Source organism: Pseudoduganella sp. GW821-FHT12E03 (genome assembly GCF_058807115.1).
Window position 1 is genome coordinate 74,205 of record NZ_JBXAQJ010000015.1, and the last position, 16,869, is coordinate 91,073.

At 64.2% G+C, this 16,869-nt stretch carries 15 protein-coding genes; all 15 read left to right on the top strand.

What is annotated here, in order from left to right; genetic code table 11:
* The first annotated feature begins 63 nt into the window (after positions 1-63).
* The 15 genes from AC1RRC_RS29630 to gspF all read left to right on the top strand — a co-directional run bounded on the left by AC1RRC_RS29630 (position 64) and on the right by gspF (position 16,861).
* Positions 64-1,674: a murein hydrolase activator EnvC family protein gene (locus AC1RRC_RS29630; RefSeq protein WP_493059387.1), complete on the top strand. Its 1,611-nt coding sequence runs from the start codon at positions 64-66 to the stop codon at positions 1,672-1,674.
* An 80-nt stretch (positions 1,675-1,754) separates the two neighbouring features.
* Positions 1,755-3,230, top strand: coding sequence for a S41 family peptidase (locus AC1RRC_RS29635; RefSeq protein ID WP_493059297.1), 1,476 nt, complete (start codon positions 1,755-1,757; stop codon positions 3,228-3,230).
* An 18-nt stretch (positions 3,231-3,248) separates the two neighbouring features.
* Complete coding sequence (locus tag AC1RRC_RS29640; RefSeq protein WP_493059298.1) at positions 3,249-4,004, top strand: HesA/MoeB/ThiF family protein; 756 nt, start codon at positions 3,249-3,251, stop codon at positions 4,002-4,004.
* A 22-nt stretch (positions 4,005-4,026) separates the two neighbouring features.
* The gene (locus AC1RRC_RS29645; RefSeq protein WP_493059299.1) at positions 4,027-6,171 is read left to right on the top strand and encodes an amidohydrolase family protein; all 2,145 of its coding nucleotides are present in this window, start codon (positions 4,027-4,029) and stop codon (positions 6,169-6,171) included.
* 286 nt (positions 6,172-6,457) lie between these two features.
* Positions 6,458-6,898: a type II secretion system major pseudopilin GspG gene (gene gspG, locus AC1RRC_RS29650; RefSeq protein WP_493059301.1), complete on the top strand. Its 441-nt coding sequence runs from the start codon at positions 6,458-6,460 to the stop codon at positions 6,896-6,898.
* A 19-nt stretch (positions 6,899-6,917) separates the two neighbouring features.
* A complete protein-coding gene (gene gspH / locus AC1RRC_RS29655; RefSeq protein WP_493059303.1) occupies positions 6,918-7,391 on the top strand; it encodes a type II secretion system minor pseudopilin GspH in 474 nt (157 codons plus the stop codon).
* A gap of 3 nt (positions 7,392-7,394) precedes the next feature.
* Positions 7,395-7,775, top strand: coding sequence for a type II secretion system minor pseudopilin GspI (gene gspI / locus AC1RRC_RS29660; RefSeq protein WP_493059304.1), 381 nt, complete (start codon positions 7,395-7,397; stop codon positions 7,773-7,775).
* Entirely contained in the window at positions 7,775-8,461 is a 687-nt protein-coding gene (locus tag AC1RRC_RS29665; protein ID WP_493059305.1) for a PulJ/GspJ family protein, read from the top strand. Before gspI ends, AC1RRC_RS29665 begins: the two co-directional genes overlap by 1 nt.
* The gene (gene gspK / locus AC1RRC_RS29670; RefSeq protein ID WP_493059306.1) at positions 8,458-9,453 is read left to right on the top strand and encodes a type II secretion system minor pseudopilin GspK; all 996 of its coding nucleotides are present in this window, start codon (positions 8,458-8,460) and stop codon (positions 9,451-9,453) included. The genes AC1RRC_RS29665 and gspK overlap by 4 nt, the downstream gene beginning before the upstream one ends.
* A gap of 38 nt (positions 9,454-9,491) precedes the next feature.
* Positions 9,492-10,724, top strand: coding sequence for a type II secretion system protein GspL (gene gspL / locus AC1RRC_RS29675; RefSeq protein ID WP_493059307.1), 1,233 nt, complete (start codon positions 9,492-9,494; stop codon positions 10,722-10,724).
* Complete coding sequence (locus AC1RRC_RS29680; RefSeq protein WP_493059308.1) at positions 10,721-11,245, top strand: type II secretion system protein M; 525 nt, start codon at positions 10,721-10,723, stop codon at positions 11,243-11,245. Before gspL ends, AC1RRC_RS29680 begins: the two co-directional genes overlap by 4 nt.
* Positions 11,242-12,018 (top strand): type II secretion system protein N, encoded by a 777-nt coding sequence (gspN, locus tag AC1RRC_RS29685; RefSeq protein WP_493059309.1) that lies wholly within the window; start codon positions 11,242-11,244, stop codon positions 12,016-12,018. The genes AC1RRC_RS29680 and gspN overlap by 4 nt, the downstream gene beginning before the upstream one ends.
* The gene (gspD, locus tag AC1RRC_RS29690) at positions 12,018-14,213 is read left to right on the top strand and encodes a type II secretion system secretin GspD (RefSeq protein ID WP_493059310.1); all 2,196 of its coding nucleotides are present in this window, start codon (positions 12,018-12,020) and stop codon (positions 14,211-14,213) included. Before gspN ends, gspD begins: the two co-directional genes overlap by 1 nt.
* Positions 14,210-15,634, top strand: coding sequence for a type II secretion system ATPase GspE (gene gspE, locus AC1RRC_RS29695; RefSeq protein ID WP_493059311.1), 1,425 nt, complete (start codon positions 14,210-14,212; stop codon positions 15,632-15,634). Before gspD ends, gspE begins: the two co-directional genes overlap by 4 nt.
* A 3-nt stretch (positions 15,635-15,637) precedes the next feature.
* Positions 15,638-16,861 carry a type II secretion system inner membrane protein GspF gene (gspF, locus tag AC1RRC_RS29700; RefSeq protein WP_493059312.1) on the top strand — a complete coding sequence of 408 codons (1,224 nt, stop codon included), beginning with the start codon at positions 15,638-15,640 and terminating at the stop codon, positions 16,859-16,861.
* Positions 16,862-16,869: the final 8 nt, after the last annotated feature.

The window sequence follows — 16,869 nt, forward strand, 5'->3', positions numbered from 1 at the left end:
CGGCGGTTGCCTGTTCCGCACCTGCTGCTCCCCTTGCTGCTGTCCTCGGTGCTGGCCGCCGGGATGGCGCACGCCGCCCCGAAACCCACCGAGCGCAGCAAGCAAAAAGCCGCTGCCGAAGCGGAACGTGCGGAATTACAGCAAAAGCTCAGCAACCTCAAACGCGACATCGGCAAGACCGAAAGCGCGCGCGAAGATGCGGCCGACACCCTGGCCGAATCCGAGGAAGCGATTTCCAAAGCCAACCGCACCTTGCGCGAACTGGGTGATGAACAGGCGCACACCAACGCCAGGCTGGCCGAGCTGGCGGCGGAGCGCGCGCGCCTGCAAGCCACCGTGGATTTGCAAAAACAGCAACTGGCGAAGTTGCTGCGCGAGCATTACGTGGCGGGCAACGAAGACCGCATCAAATTGTTACTGTCCGGGGATAACCCGAACCGCATCAACCGCGATTTGCAACTGATGGCCTATGTGTCGCAGGCGCAGGCGCGGCTGCTGGAATCCTTGCGCGCCAACCTGAAAGCCGTGGAAAGCAACCAGGCCGAAGCGGAAAACGCGCGCAATGAATTGCAGGAAATCGCCCAGGAAGAACGGCAGCAAAAGACCGTGCTGGAGCAGGAAAAAGCCAAGCGCGCCGCCGTGCTGGCCGGCCTGTTGCAGCGCCTGGTGGTGCAGCGCAAGGAAGCCGGCAAGCTGGCACAGGATGAACAGCGCATGGGCGCGCTGGTGGACAACCTGAACAAATTAATCGAAGAACAAGCCAAAGCGGCGGCCGCTGAAAAGCGCCGCCTGGAAGCGCTGGCCGTTGCCAAAGCCAAAGCGGAGGCCAAGGCCCTGGCGGAAGCGAAGGCCAAGGCCAAGGCGGACGCCGACGCGAAAGCGCGCCAACTGGCGCAATTGCGCGCGCAAGCCCAGCAGGCTGAAAAGGAACGCCTGGCGAAGTTGCAGGGCAAACCGGCCCCGGCCAAGCCATCGGCCCCGGTGGCCACGCCGGTCAAGCCGGCGCCGGAAGACACGCGCGTGGCATCCGTGCCCGCCGCCGATCCGGCCCGGGACATCGTGAAGGAGCCGGCGAAGGAGCCGCTGAAGGAACCAGTGAAGGCGGCGCCGGTGAAAGAGCCGGCGCCAGCCATTGCCAAAGAAACCGGCAAGGAAGGCAGCAAGGAAGCGGTTGTCGCCATGCGCGAACCGATCGCCGTGCGCGAGATCCCGAACGATGAACCGCCGGCGCGTCCGGCGCGCGCCGCCGAGGTGGCGCTGGCGCCGGCCGCGGCCGAAGGCGCGTTTGCCGCCATGAAGGGCCAGTTGCGGGCCCCGGTGGCCGGCAAGGTCGGGGCCCGTTTCGGCACCAAACGCGGGGAAGGCCCGAGCTGGAAAGGCATGTTCATCCGCACCGCGGAAGGGGCGCAAATCCATGCGATTGCCGCCGGCCGCGTGGTGTTTGCCCAGTGGCTGCGCGGTTTCGGCAATTTGATCATTGTCGATCACGGTGGCCAGTACATGAGCATCTATGGAAATAACCAGTCGCTGCTGCGGCGCGAAGGGGATGCCGTCAAAAGCGGCGACGTGATTGCCGCCGCCGGAAATACCGGTGGCAACGAGGAATCGGGTTTATACTTTGAACTCCGGCATCGGGGCAAAGAGTTCGATCCGGCTTCCTGGGTTAAGTTTTAAAGGGATCCCAGCGGCACCACCGGCTGCACGGATAAGAAAACGCGGGCAACCAGCCCGCCATAGAGAGACGCAGGCGCATCATGGGCAATAAAATCAAGAGTTTCGGCCTGGTCGGCCTGGGCATGGTGGCCGGCATTGCCGCTTCCATGCAATTTTCCGCGATCGCGCAAAAGCCCATGGGCTCCCCGCTGCCGCTGGAAGAATTGCGCCAGCTGTCGGATGTGTTTGGCCTGATCAAGTCTGATTACGTGGAAGACGTCGATGACAAGAAGCTCGTGACGGATGCGATTTCCGGCATGGTGGCGTCGCTCGATCCCCATTCGGTCTACCTCGATAAAAAAGCCTTCAAGGAAATGCGCGAAACCATGCTCGGCAAGTTTGTCGGCATCGGGATCGAAGTGGGCATGGAAGACGGCTATGTCAAAGTGGTGTCGCCGATTGAAGATTCGCCGGCATTCAAGGCCGGCATCAAGGCCGGCGACCTGATTACCCGCCTCGACAATGAACCGATCCGCGGCCTGTCGCTGGACGACGCGATCAAGAAAATGCGCGGCGAACCCCATTCGAAGATCGTGCTGACCCTGTCGCGCAAGGGCGAAGACAAGCCGGTGGTGGTGCCCATCGTGCGCGAAGAAATCCGCGTGCAAAGCGTGAAAGCGAAGATGATCGAGCCGGGCTTTGCCTGGCTGCGCATCGCGCAATTCCAGGAACCGACCGTCGACGACATGGCGCGCAAGCTGAGCGCGCTGTATGCGCAAAACCCGGGCATCAAGGGCCTGGTGCTGGACTTGCGCAATGATCCGGGCGGCGTGGTGCCGGGCGCGATCGGCGTCTCGGCGGCGTTCCTGCCGAAAGACGCGGTGATCGTCTCGACCAACGGCCAGTTGGCCGATTCCAAGCAAACCTATTATGGCCGCCCCGAGTATTACTCGAGCCGCAGCCACGGCGACCCGCTGGCGAAAATGCCGGCCGCGCTGAAAAACGTGCCGATGGTGGTGCTGGTCAATTCCGGCTCCGCCTCCGCCTCGGAAATCGTGGCCGGCGCCCTGCAAGACCACAAGCGCGCCATCATCATGGGCTCGCAAACCTTTGGCAAAGGCTCGGTGCAAACCCTGCGCCAGCTGACCGCCGACACCGCCGTCAAACTCACGACGGCCCGCTATTACACCCCGCAAGGCCGCTCGATCCAGGCGCGCGGCATCGTGCCCGACATGCTGGTCGATGAAACCGCCGATGGCGAAGGCCTGAACGGCTTGCGCCTGCGCGAAGCCGACCTGGCGCGCCACCTGCACAACAAGGATGGCGATGAGGCGCCGTCGGCCAAGGTCGACGAGCTGGAAGAAGAACTGCGCCTGGCGGCAATGGCGAAAAACCAGAAGCCGGTCGAATTCGGCGGCAAGGACGATTTCCAGCTGGCGCAGGCGATCAATCATTTCAAGGGCTTGCCTGTCAAACTGTCGAAAACCGAAGTGGTGCGCGATTTCGAAGCCGCAGCCAAAACCGACAAAGCTGACGAAAAGCCTGCCGGCGGCAAGCCTGAAAAGTCGAAGAAATAAGCCAAGTTAAAAGATTCAATGGATGACTCCCAGCTGTTGCGCTATTCGCGCCATATCCTGCTTGATGAAATCGGTATCGAAGGCCAGCAAAAGCTGCTCGATGCGCGCGCGCTGATCATCGGCGCCGGCGGCCTCGGTTCGCCCGCCGCCATGTTCCTGGCCTCGGCCGGCGTTGGCCACATCACGCTGGTCGACAATGACACGGTCGATCTCACCAATTTGCAGCGCCAGATCGCGCACGACATGGCGCGCGTGGGCCAGCCCAAAGCGCATTCCGCGAAAGCCACTATGGCGGCCATCAACCCCACCATCGCGATTGAAGCGCTGGTGGAGCGCGTCGACGATGCGCGCCTGGCCGAACTGGTGAGCCAGGCCGGTGTGGTGCTCGACTGCACCGACAATTTCGCCACCCGCCATGCGGTCAACCGCGCCTGTGTCGCCCACAAGGTGCCGCTCGTGTCGGGCGCCGTGATCCGCTTTGACGGCCAGGTCAGCGTATTCGATCCCCGCAACGGCGACCAGCCCTGCTATTCCTGCCTGTTCCCGCAAGACCAGCAATTCGAAGATGTGGCCTGTTCCACCATGGGCGTGTTTGCGCCGCTGGTGGGCGTGGTCGGCGCCATGCAGGCGGCCGAAGCGCTGAAAGTCTTGATGGGCATCGGCGAAACCCTGGCCGGCCGCTTGCTGCTGCTCGATGGCTTGCGCATGGAATGGACCAGCATCGCCATCACCAGCAATGATTCATGCCCCGTCTGCGCCACAAGCGCAGGCTGACAACCTCTGGAGACACAATCCGATGAAACGCATTACCACCGTCATGGCGCTGGCGATTGCCGCCGCATTTCCCGCCGCATTTTCCGCGCCTGCGCAGGCCGCCACCACCACCACCCGCTATGTGATCATTTCGGAAAACGGCAAAAAGGCCGGTGAACAGGTGGTCGAGCGTTCCGATGACGGCAATACCAGTGTGCGTTTCATCTACAAGGACAATGGCCGCGGCCCGGAATTGACGGAAAAAATCCGCTACGCCCCGGATGGCACCATGGCCAGCTATGCGGTCAAGGGCAATTCCACCTATGGCGCCGTGGTCGATGAACAGTTTGAAGTCGTCAATGGCAAGGCCGTGTGGAAGTCGACCACGGAAAAAGGCGAACAAGCCGTGACCAGCCCGGCGCTGTACGTGCCGCTGAACAGTTCCTTTGAAACCGCCTCGGCCGCGATCGCCGCCCTGGCCGCGACACCCGACAACAAGCTGGCGCTGCTGCCATCGGGCACCTTGTCGCACCGCAAGCTGGCCGAAACTGTGGTCACCAAGGGAACTGAAAAGCAGACCGTGCAGTTGCTGGCGCAAACCGGCCTGGGCCTGTCGCCGCAATTCTTCTGGGCCACCACCGGCGCCAACGGCAAGCCGGCGCGCCTGTTCGCCGTGGTGGCGCCGGGCGCATTCGTGGCCGTGGAAGAAGGCTGGGAAGGCAATGACAAGGCGCTGGCCGCACTGCAGAAGGACGCCGAGCAAAAGATGCTGGCCGACCTGGCCGCCACCTTGCAGCGTCCGTTGAATGGCTTGACCGTGGTGAAGAATGCGCGCGTGTTCGACAGCGACAAGGCCGTGCTGGGCGCGCCGTCCGACGTCTACGTGCTGCGCGGCCGCATCACGGCCGTGCTGCCGGCCGGTTCGCCGGTGCGCGGCGCGGTCAATGAAATCGATGCCGCCGGGCGCGTGCTGTTGCCCGGCATGTTTGACATGCACGGCCACGTGGGCCGCTGGGAAGGCGGTTTGAATATCGCGGCCGGCGTCACCACCGTGCGCGACATGGGCAACGATAACGCCCAGGTGCAACACATCATCGACGAAACCGCCGCTGGCCGGCTGCTGTCGCCGCAAGTGGTGCCGGCCGGTTTCCTGGAGGGCGAAAGCCCGTATTCGTCGAACGGCGGCTTCGTCATCAAGACCCTGGCGGAAGCCAAGAATGCGATCGACTGGTATGCGCAGCACGGTTATCCGCAACTGAAGATTTACAACTCGTTCCCGAAAGAGATCCTCAAGGACACCGTGGCCTATGCGCACCTGCGCGGCTTGCGCGTGTCGGGCCACGTCCCGGCCGGCCTGCGCGCGTTTGAAGCGCTGGACGCGGGCTACGATGAAATCCAGCACATCAACCAGGTGATGCTGAACTTCCTGGCCACGCCGCAAACCGAAACCCGCACCCTGGAACGCTTCATCCTCCCGGCCGACAAGACCGCCGGCCTGGATTTCGAGTCCAAGCGCGTAAAAGACTTCATCGCCCGCCTGGCCAAGCAGAAAACCGTGATTGACCCGACCCTGGCGACATTCGCGTTCCTCAAGCAAAAGGATGGCGACCTCAACACCCCGTTTGCACCGATCGCCGGCCACATGCCGCCGGACGTGCAGCGCGGCTTCCACGTCGGCACGATGAAGATCGATGACGAGGCGACCCTGAAGCGCTACGAAAAATCGTACGCGAAGATGGTGGAATTCGTTGGCCGCCTGTACAAGGCTGGCGTGCCGATCGTGGCCGGCACCGATGAACTGGTGGGCTTCACCCTGCAGGCCGAGCTGGAATTGCTGGTGCAGGCGGGCCTGACGCCGTCGCAGGCGATCCAGGTGGCGACCCGCAATGGCGCGCTGTACACCCGCACCGCCCACGAGCGCGGCAGCATCACGCCGGGCAAACTGGCGGACCTGGTGCTGGTGGAAGGCGACCCGACCAAGAACATCAGCGATATCCGCAAGGTGGCGGCGGTGATTACGCGCGGTTACCTGGTCTATCCGCATGAAGTGGACCAGGCGCTGGGCGTGAAGCCGTTTGTGTCCACCGCGCCACAGGTCAAGACGCTGGCCCCGGTGTCGTCGAACATTGCCGGCAGCAATGACGGGGTGCTGGGCCGCGTGGGTTTGAGCGCCCGCGAACGCGACTAAACGGGCCGCGTTGCGCGCCGCCATGCCGGCGCGACTCCGTAGGGCGGTAAGCCAAAGGCTTGCCGCCATGCGTGCTGTACGGGGACGCCGGCATGGTGGCTTCCGCTGCGCGGAAACCACCCTACGGTAAGGCATGTCCATGGCAGACTTCCGGGTGCCGCCTTAACAAGCGTGTCCAAGTGTTACTTTCCATGGCGCAGACGCGCCGATGCCGCTATGCTGTCAGGCGCTTAGCGCTTATACTTCAGGACCCTATTGTTAAATTAGCTATTTTGGACAGGTTTTCATGCAGAAAGTGATTTCCCAACGCCGCGCACGCGGTTTCACCCTGATTGAAATCATGGTGGTGGTCGTCATCATGGGCGTGTTGGCTGCGCTGGTGGTGCCGAAGCTGCTCAACCGCACCGGCGAGGCGAAAGTCGCGGCCGGCAAGGTCGACATCGCCAACATCGTGCAATCGCTGAAGCTGTACAAGCTGGACAATCAGCGCTATCCCACCACGGAACAAGGCTTGAAAGCGCTGATGGAAAAACCCACCACCGGCCCTTCGGCCAATGGCTGGAAAACCGGCGGTTATCTGGAAAAGATGCCGAAAGACCCATGGGGCAATCCTTACCAGTACCTCGCACCAGGCGTGCGCGGTGAAATCGACGTGTTCTCGTTTGGCGCCGATGGCCAGGCCGGCGGCACGGGCGACGACGCCGACATCGGTAACTGGGACAACTAAGCTTCCGGGCCGGGCCGCCATGTTTGCCGCCAGCCGCCAGCGCGGCTTCACGCTGATCGAGCTGCTGGTGGTGTTGGTGATCCTCGGCATCTTGCTGGGGGTCGTCTCGGTCAACATGGCGCCGAGCCGGCGCCAGGGCATGCAGCAGGAGGCGCAGCGCATCGCCATGCTGCTGCAGCTGGCGCGCGACGAAGCCATTGTCCGCAACCGTCCGGTGGCGTTTGAAGCCGATTCGGAAGCCTACCGTTTCCTGGTCCGCAATGAGCAGCGGCTGTGGGAACCGGTAACTCAGGATGACTTGCTGCGCGAACGTCCCTTCAAGAACAGTCCCGTGACGCTGTTGCTGGACCCGGCCTCCACGATCCCCGGCGACAGGCTGCGCATCGTGTTCGGCCGTGAACCGGTCGACCGTCCTTTCAGGCTGACCATGGTCAGCGGCGACCTGTCCGTGGCGATTCTCGCCGATGGCATCGGCCATTTCACGGTGGAATAAACCATGCGCCGCCTTCACTCTTCCCGAACCCTCGGCTTTACCCTGCTTGAAGTGCTGGTGGCGCTGATGATCGTCGGCACCGCGCTGGGCGCGTCGCTGCGCGCGATCGGCAGCCTGACGCAAAACAGCGATGGCTTGCGCGCCACCATGATGGCCACCTGGTCGGCGGAAAACCGCCTGGTGGAAGTGCGGTTGGCCAAGCGCTTCCCGCCGCTGGGCAAGTCCAATTTCGACTGCCCGCAGGGCGATTTGAAGCTGACCTGCATGGAAGACGTGATTGCCACGCCGAACCCGCGCCTGCGCCGGGTCGAAGTCAGCGTGTATGACCACAAGCAGCCGGAGCGGCTGATCATCAAGCTGGTCCAGCTGGTGCTGCAGGAGTGATGATGCGGCCCCAACAGAATCCACAAGCGGGTTTCACCTTGATCGAGCTGCTGGTGGCGATCACCATCCTCGCGTTCATCGCGGTGATGAGCTGGCGCGGACTCGATGGCATCGTCCGTTCGCGCCAGGCGCTGACGGCGCAGATGGACCAGACCCGTGGCGCGCAGCTGGCCTTCGCGCAACTGCAAAGTGATCTCGAACAATTGTCCGACAAGAACCAGATCGGCGACCGTCAGCGCCTGGTGGCCGATGAATACAGCATGGTCTTCGTGCGCAACGTGCTGGCTGAAGGCGAGCCGTCCCGCGTGCAAGCGGTGTCGTACCGCATCCGCGACGGCGTCCTGATCCGCAAGGAATCGGTCGCCACGCGCGACTTGCGCCAGCTCGATATGCTATGGCAGGCGGCGCTGGCCGACACCGGTCCCGCGCCCGCCGTGGCGCTGCAAAGCGGCGTCGAGAAAATGACGTCGCGCATCTGGGATGCGGGCGGCTGGCAGCCGGCGCCTGTGCCGGGCAATGCGGCCGGCGGCGCCGGTAGCGCAGGGCCGCAACCACCGGCGCCGCTGCAACAGACCGCGTTCACCGGCATTGAATGGTCGCTGCAGCTGCAAGGCGCGGCCGCGCCGGGCCAGGAAGCGGCGCCGCTGCAAAACCTGGTCAAATACTTCCTGGTAGGGGCGCAATGACGGCGCGCCGCATCCATCTGGCATCGCGCGCGCGCCAGCGCGGCGTGGCGATTGTCACGGCGCTGTTGCTGACGACCCTGGCCGTCACCATCGTGGCCAGCCTGTTCTGGCAACAGCAAGTGCAGGTGCGCTCGATTGAAAACCAGCGCATGCATTTGCAAACGCGCTGGATCTTGCGCGGTGCGCTGGACTGGGCGAAGCTGATCCTGCAGCAGGATAACAACGACAGCCCGATCACGGCGGAAACCAGCGTCTGGGCCACGGCGCTGGCGGAAACGCGGCTTGACGATTACATCGAGCGCGAGCGCAATGACAACGAAAAATACGACGCCACCCTGTCGGGGCGGATTCACGACGCGCAGTCGCGCTACAATCTTGGCAATTTGGCCAAGAATCGCGATATCAACCAGGATCAGTTGAAGGTGTTCCAGCGCTTGCTGGAAGGCTTGCGTCTCGATGGCGCGCTGGCGAAAAACGCGGCGCAGGAAGTGGCGCGCAGCCAGGTCATGAAAGTCGAGGCGCCGCAGGGAGGGACTCCACAAGGCGTGCAACCGGCGCCGTCCACGGCGTTGCCGATGGATAGCCGCGAACCGCTGCCGCCGCAGCGCCTCGACGATTTGCTGGCGGTGGCGGGGTTCTCGGCGGAAGCGGTGGAAAAACTGCGGCCTTTCGTGATCGTGCTGCCGCCGGAGCAGGACGACACGGCCATCAACGTCAACATGGCGCCGCCGGAATTGCTGGCGGCCATGGTGGAGGGGTTGTCGGTCTCGGAAGCGGCCAACGTGGTGCAGTTCCGCAAGCGTACGCCGTTTTACAAGCCGGAGGATTTCAAGACGCACGTCAACCGCACGGTGAAGGGCAAGATCACCATCAAGAGCGACTATTTCCTGGTGGAGAGCCACATCCGCCTGGGCAGGGCGGCGCTGGATGCGGAAGCGCTGATCCGGCGTAATCCGAAGGCGGCCAGCCTGGTGTGGATCAGGGAAAACTGAATCAGGAAACTGAGAAGAATGAACGAAAGAGAGATGCTTTGACGACGCTATACATCCGGTATCCTGCCCGGGCCGCGGCCGACAGTGGCGCCATCCAGCAATGCCATTTCGCGCTGCTGGGTGACAGCGGCAATGTGATGCAGCAGGGCGCGTCCGCGCTGGGCAACATGGCCGAACTGGTATCGTCCGCGCGCCGCGTGGTGCTGATGCTGGCCGCCGCCGACGTCACCCTGCTGCGGGTGAAAACGCCGCCATTGTCGGCCGCGCGTTTGAAGGCGGCCTTGCCGGCGCTGGTGGAAGACCAGTTGCTGGGCGACCCCGCCGATTGCATCCTGGCGCTGGCGCCGCTGGGCCCCGACGAAAGTGAAGGCGAACGCACGGTGGCCGTGGTGCAGCGCGCATGGCTGGAAGTGCTGGTCAAGGCGCTGGTGGCGCAGGGCGCGCACGCGGTGTCGGCGGTGCCGGCGCAACTGTGCCTGCCGCTGCAGCCGGGCGGCGCATCGGCCGCGATTGCCCTCGACAACGCGGGACTGGAACTGACCCTGCGCACCGGCCACCACGCGGGCCTGGGCCTGACGGTGGCGCCGGAACCGGAAGCTGCGCTGAATACCTTGCGCGCGCTGGCGGGCGAAGCGCCGCTGGCGGTCTACCTGCCGGCCGCGCTGGCGCCGCAATACCAGCCGGTGGCAAGCAACATGGTGGGTGTGTCGCTGGAACATGACAACTGGACGCACTGGGTGGCGGCGGCCCGCGCTGCCGGACCGGACCTGGCGGCCGGCATGGCGTCCGGCACGCAGGCGCGCGCCTGGCGCCGCTGGCGCTGGCCGGCCGCGCTGGCCGTGCTGGCGGTGATGGTCAATGTCGCCGGCCTGAATATCGAATGGCTGCGCATGAAGCGCGAGTCGACCGACGTCCGTAAAGGGATGGAGCAGACCTTCCGTGCCGCGTATCCGCAGGAAGCCATGCTCGATGCGGTGGCGCAGATGCGCCGGAATATCGCCACCGCCAAGGCCAGCAGCGGCGAACAGACGCCCGATGAATTCACCGCGCTGGCCGCCGCACTGGGCGAAGCGCTGGCCACGGCCGGCAAGCGCGAGGTGGTGGCCGGTCTCGGTTACAAGGACCGCACGCTGACCGTCAAACTCAAACCGAGCGGAGCCGACGCCGGGCTGCGCGACCAGGTCAAGGTCTCGCTGGCGCAGCGCCACCTGGCGCTGTCGGAAGGCGACGGCGGGGTTTGGCAAATTCGCATAGCTGGAGGCAAATCGTGAGCGAACTCACTGCAAAAATGCAGAAGCTGCAGGCGTCCGCGCAAGCCTTCTGGCAAGAGCGTACCGAGCAGGAGCGCCGCATGCTGACCATCGGCGGCGTGGTGCTGGGCTTCGGCCTGTTTTATGGCGTGCTGATCGACCCGGCCCTGGAGGGCCGCGCGAAATTGCGCAAGGACTTGCCACTGCAGCGCCAGCAGGCGGCGGAATTGCAGGCGCTGGGCCGCACCGCGATGGAATTGAAGGCGCGTACGCCGATCCAGGCCAACCGCGCCACCAACGATACGCTGAACGCCAGCCTGGCCGCCAACGGGCTGAAGGCAAACACGCTGGCCATCAGCGGTGAACTGGTCAAGCTGGAATTGAAAGGCGCACCGTTTGCCGCAATCGCCACCTGGCTCGATACGGTGCGCCGCACCGACGCCATGACGGTGCAGGACGCCAATATCACGGCAACGCCCACCCCCGGCATGGTCGATGCGAACTTCACGCTGCACCAGCGCGCCACGGGGGCGGCGCAGTGAGACGTTTAGGTTTATGGCTGCTGGCCGCGCTGCTGGGCGTACTGGTCACGGTGTTGCTGTTCTTTCCCGCCAGCTGGATGTCCGGGCTGGTGGAAAAACAAACCGGCGGCCGTTTGACCTTGGGCGATGCGCAAGGTACGCTGTGGCGCGGTTCCGCCTTCATTGGCGGCGCGGCCAGCAGCAATGGCGCGGTAACGCCGTTGCTGCCGGGGCGCTTTGTATGGAAGCTGTCGCCGCTGGTGCTGTTTGGCAGGGTGGACCTGGAACTGGCCAACCCGGAAGCGCTGGCGCAAGCGGTGAATTTCCGGGGCTCATGGCGCGAGTGGCAATTGAGCCCGTCCGCGCTGCTGTTGCCGGCCGATGGCCTGGCCGGCCTGGGCGCGCCATTGAATACGCTGGCGCCATCGGGCGTCATGCGCCTGTCGTGGAGTGCGCTGGAGTTGCAGGCGCAAGGCAGTATGGTGGCAATCAATGGCCGCACCACGCTGGAGATGGCGGACATGTCGTCGAAGCTGTCGCCAATCAAGCCGCTCGGCAGTTACCAGCTGGCGCTGGACTGGCGCGGCCAGCAGGCGCAACTGGATTTGCAATCCATGAAGGGCCCGCTGCTGTTGAGCGGGAAGGGCAGCCTGGATAACGGCCGCCTGCAGTTTTCCGGGCAAGCCCAGGCCGCCGACGGCTACGAGCAGTCGCTGGGCAATCTGTTGAATTTGCTGGGCCAGCGCCGTCCTACCAATGACGGCAAAAACATCATCGCTTTAGAGTTCAGATAATGAAAAATCAGCCTGTGAACAAATTGAATTTCCCAATGCGCCGTATCGGTGCAGCTGCGCTTTTGTGCTGCGCGATGGTGACCAGTCAACCTCCGGCATGGGCGGCGGCCGGCGATGACACCGTGCTCAATTTCGTCGGCGCCGACATCGAAGCCGTGATCAAGGCGGTCGGCCACTACACCAACATCACTTTCCTGATCGACCCGCGCGTCAAAGGCCAGTTGACCCTGGTGTCGGAAGGCCCGCTGACCAAGACCCAGGCCTTTGCCCTGCTGACGTCCGCGCTGCGCCTGCAAGGCTTTGCCATTGTCAGCGGCGACGGCTACGCGAAAGTCGTGCCGGAAGCCGAAGCCAAGCTGCAGGCCACGCCGACCCAGGTTGGCGGAACGGCCCTGAAGGGCGACCAGATCGCCACCCAGGTATTCCAGCTCAATTATGAATCGGCGGCCAACCTGGTGACGGTATTGCGCCCGCTGATCACACCGAACAACACGATCAACGCCAACCCCGGCAACAATACGCTGGTGGTGACGGATTACGCCGACAACCTGAAACGCCTGGGCAAGATCGTGGCGGCGCTCGATGCGCCATCGCACGTGGACCTGGACGTGATCCCGGTGCGCTACGCGATCGCCAGTGACCTGGCGACCATGATGAACAAGCTGCTGGAACCGGGCGCCGGCGGCGGCGGCGATTCGGGCCGCGTTTCCGTGCTGCCCGATCCCCGCACCAATTCGCTGGTAGTGCGCGCGCCATCGGCCGCGCGCGCCAACCTGGCGAAATCGCTGATCGCGAAACTGGACCAGCCGACGCAACAGCTGGGCAATGTGCACGTGGTGTACCTGAAGAACGCGGAAGCCACCAAGCTGGCGCAAACCTTGCGCTCGGTGGTGTCGGGCGACAGCTCGATGACCGGCGCTTCACTGGGCGGATCCGGCTCGAACGCGGGCGGCCTGGGGCAGGGGCAGGGCGGCGGCAGCCTGGCCGGCGGCCAGCAGGGCGGCATGAACAGCAGCACCGGCGGCACCAGCACCGGTTCCACCAACCCGTTGCTCAACGCCGGCAGCAGCGGCAGCCAGCAATTGAACGCGGGCGGCGCGGGCGGCTTTATCCAGGCCGATCCTTCGACCAATACCCTGATCATCACGGCGCCGGAATCGGTGTACCGCAATCTGCGCGCCGTGATCGACCAGCTCGATGTGCGCCGCGCGCAGGTCTACATCGAATCGCTGGTGGTCGAAGTGTCGTCCGACAAGGCGTCCGAATTCGGCGTGCAGTGGGTCGGCGCGACCGGCAATGAAAACAGCACCTACCGCGTGGGCGGCATCCAGTCGCTCAGCAACGGCGCCAACAACCTGTCCACCATTTATACCGGCATGGCGGCGGGCAAACCGGCGGTCGGCAATGGCCTGACCATCGGCGTGTTCAAGCAACTGGCCAGCGGCGCGCTGGGCCTGGGCGCGGTGGCCCATGCGCTGGAAACCGATGGCGGCACCAATATCCTGTCGACGCCGAACCTGGTCACCCTGGACAATGAAGTGGCCACCATCCGCGTCGGCCAGAACGTGCCGATCCTGACCGGTTCGTTCACCACCACCTCCGGCACCAACTCGAACCCGTTCCAGACCGTCGACCGCAAGGACGTGGGCCTGACCCTGAAAGTGCGGCCGCAGATTTCCGAAGGCGGCACCGTGCGCCTGGCGATCTATAACGAAAGTTCCAGCATCGATACCTCGATCAGCTCGGACAGTGGCCTGATCCTGAAAAACCGCGTGATTGAAACCAACGTGATTGCCGATGACGGCCAGGTGATCGTGCTGGGCGGCCTGATTTCCGACGACGCCGGCGACAGCGCCGACAAGGTGCGCGGCCTGGCCGACATTCCGGTGCTGGGCAACCTGTTCAAGTACCAGAAGCGCCAGCGCAAGAAAACCAACCTGATGGTGTTCCTGCGTCCGGTGGTGATGCGCACCCGCGACCAGAGCAATGAACTGGCGACCGACCGCTACGACTACATCCGCGCCACCCAGCAAGCCGTGAAACCGGATGACACCGTGCTGTTGAAAGACCTGGGCCAGCCAATGCTGCCGCAACTGCAAAACGGCCAGCCTGCGCCGGGCGGCATCGGCCAATTGGCGCGTCCCGTGACGCCGGTCGTTCCTGTCCCTGTTCCGGCTGAAAAGTCCAAGCAATGAGCAACCTGCTGCCTTACGCCTTTGCCCGCGATTACGCGGTGCTGGCCAAACAAGCCGACGGCGGCGCCAATGCGGTCGACGTCTTCGTGTCCGGCGCCACCACGCCTGCCGCGATCGCGGAAGTGTCGCGCCGCTTTGGCCGGGTCAATTTAAAACACATGGGCCGGGCCGACCTGGAAGAAGCGATTGCCGCGGCCTATGCGGGCGGCGGCAATGACGCTTCGCAGGTGGCGGACGAATTCGACGCCGACCTCGATCTGACCAAGCTGCTGCAGGATGTGCCGGCGATCGAAGATTTGCTGGAGTCCTCCGACGATGCGCCGGTGATCCGCATGATCAATGCGCTGCTGACGCAGGCGCTGCGCGAAGGCGCGTCCGATATCCACATCGAACCGTTCGAGCAGACCTCGGTGGTGCGTTTCCGCGTCGACGGCGCGCTGCGCGACATCGTGCGTCCCCGCAAGGCGATCCACGGTTCACTGATTTCCCGTATCAAGATCATGGCGCAGCTGGACATCGCGGAAAAGCGCTTGCCGCAGGATGGCCGCATCACCTTGCGGGTGGGCGGCAAGCCGGTCGACGTGCGGGTGTCGACCCTGCCGACCGGCCATGGCGAACGCGCGGTGCTGCGTTTGCTGGACAAGGAAGCGGGCCGCCTCGACTTGAACCACCTGGGCATGAGCGGCGACATGCTGCCGCAGTTCGACAAGCTGATCAACCAGCCGCACGGCATCGTGCTGGTCACGGGCCCGACCGGTTCCGGCAAGACCACCACGCTGTACGCCGCGCTGTCGATGCTGAACGCCACCACCACTAACATCATGACGGTGGAAGACCCGGTCGAGTATGACTTGCATGGCGTGGGCCAGACCCAGGTCAACGCCAAGATCGACATGACGTTCGCCAAAGCCCTGCGCGCGATCCTGCGCCAGGACCCGGACGTCATCATGATCGGTGAGATCCGCGACCTGGAAACCGCGCAAATCGCGGTGCAGGCTTCGCTGACGGGCCACCTGGTGCTGGCGACCCTGCACACCAACGATGCGTCCGCCGCCGTGACCCGTTTGCTCGACATGGGCATCGAACCGTTCCTGCTGTCGTCGTCGCTGCTCGGCGTGCTGGCGCAGCGGCTGGTGCGCAAGCTGTGTGTCGAGTGCAAGCGTGTCGATGAACACGGGGAGTGGCATCCGGTCGGCTGCGAAGCGTGCGGCAACACGGGCTACCATGGCCGCGTCGGCATTTATGAGCTGTTGCAGACCACGCCGCAAATCAATGCGCAAATCCATGAACGCGCTTCCGAGGCGGCGATCCGCGCCGCGGCGCAGGCCGACGGCATGGTGACCATGCGCGAAGATGGCGAGCGCTGGCTGGCTGCCGGTGTAACGACGCGCGCGGAATTGCTGCGCGTGGCCAAGGACTAACTTATGCCAGCGTTCCGCTATGAAGCCGTCGATGCGGGCGGTTCCACCAAAAAAGGTGTGGTCAATGCGGACAGCCCCCGCGCTGCCCGCGCCGACTTGCGCACCCAGGGGCTGACGCCATTAAAGGTCGATGCGATTGCCGCGCAGGTCGACGCAAGCGGCAATGCCACGCGCCGTTCCGGCTTCGGCGAAAAACTGTCGTCCACCGAGCTGGCGCTGTTTACACGCCAGCTGGCCAGTTTGCTGGAAGCCGGGCTGCCACTGGAGCAATCGTTCACGGCGCTGCTGGAACAGGCCGAGCGCCCCTATGTGCGCGACCTGATCGCCTCGATCCGTTCGGAAATCATCGGCGGCGCCGCCTTGTCCGATGTGCTGTCGCGCCATCCGCGCGACTTCCAGGAAATCTACCGCGCGCTGGTGGCGTCCGGTGAACAGATCGGCCACCTGTCGCGCGTGCTGTCGCGGCTGGCCGATTACATCGAGCGCCGCAATGCGCTGATCGACAAGGTCAAGCTGGCGTTTACTTATCCGGCGATCGTCACGGTGGTGGCGTTTTCCATCGTGATTTTCCTGCTGACCTACGTGGTGCCGCAGATCGTGTCGGTGTTTGCCAACACCAAGCAAAAGCTGCCGCTGCTGACCATCATCATGCTGGCGGTGTCGGACTTCGTGCGCGCGTATGGCGTGATTGTCGCCGTGCTGCTGGTGGGGGCGTGGTTTGCCTGGCGCCGCGCGCTGGAAGCCCCCGACCTGAAGCGGCGCTGGCACACCTGGCTGCTGACGGCGCCGCTGTACGGCAAGTTCGAGCGCAGCCTGAACACCGCGCGCTTTGCCAGCACCCTGGCGATCACCACCGGTTCCGGCGTGCCGATCCTGCGCGCGCTGCAGACCAGCCGCGACACGCTCAACAACGTGGCCATGCAAGAGCTGGTGGAAGAAGCGTCGGACGCGGTGCGCGAAGGCGTCAGCCTGGCGCGCGCGCTGTCGGCGCAAAAACACTTCCCGCCGATGCTGATCCACATGATCCGGGCCGGCGAAATCACGGGCGAATTGCCGGCCATGCTGGAACGGGCGGCAAGCGCGCAGGAAGCGGACCTGGAACGCCGTACCCTGCGTATCGCCGGCCTGCTGGAGCCGGCGCTGATCCTGGCCATGGGCGTGGTGGTGCTGCTGATCGTGCTGGCGGTGCTGATGCCTATTATTGAAATTAACCAGCTGGTGCGCTGAGAGTATTT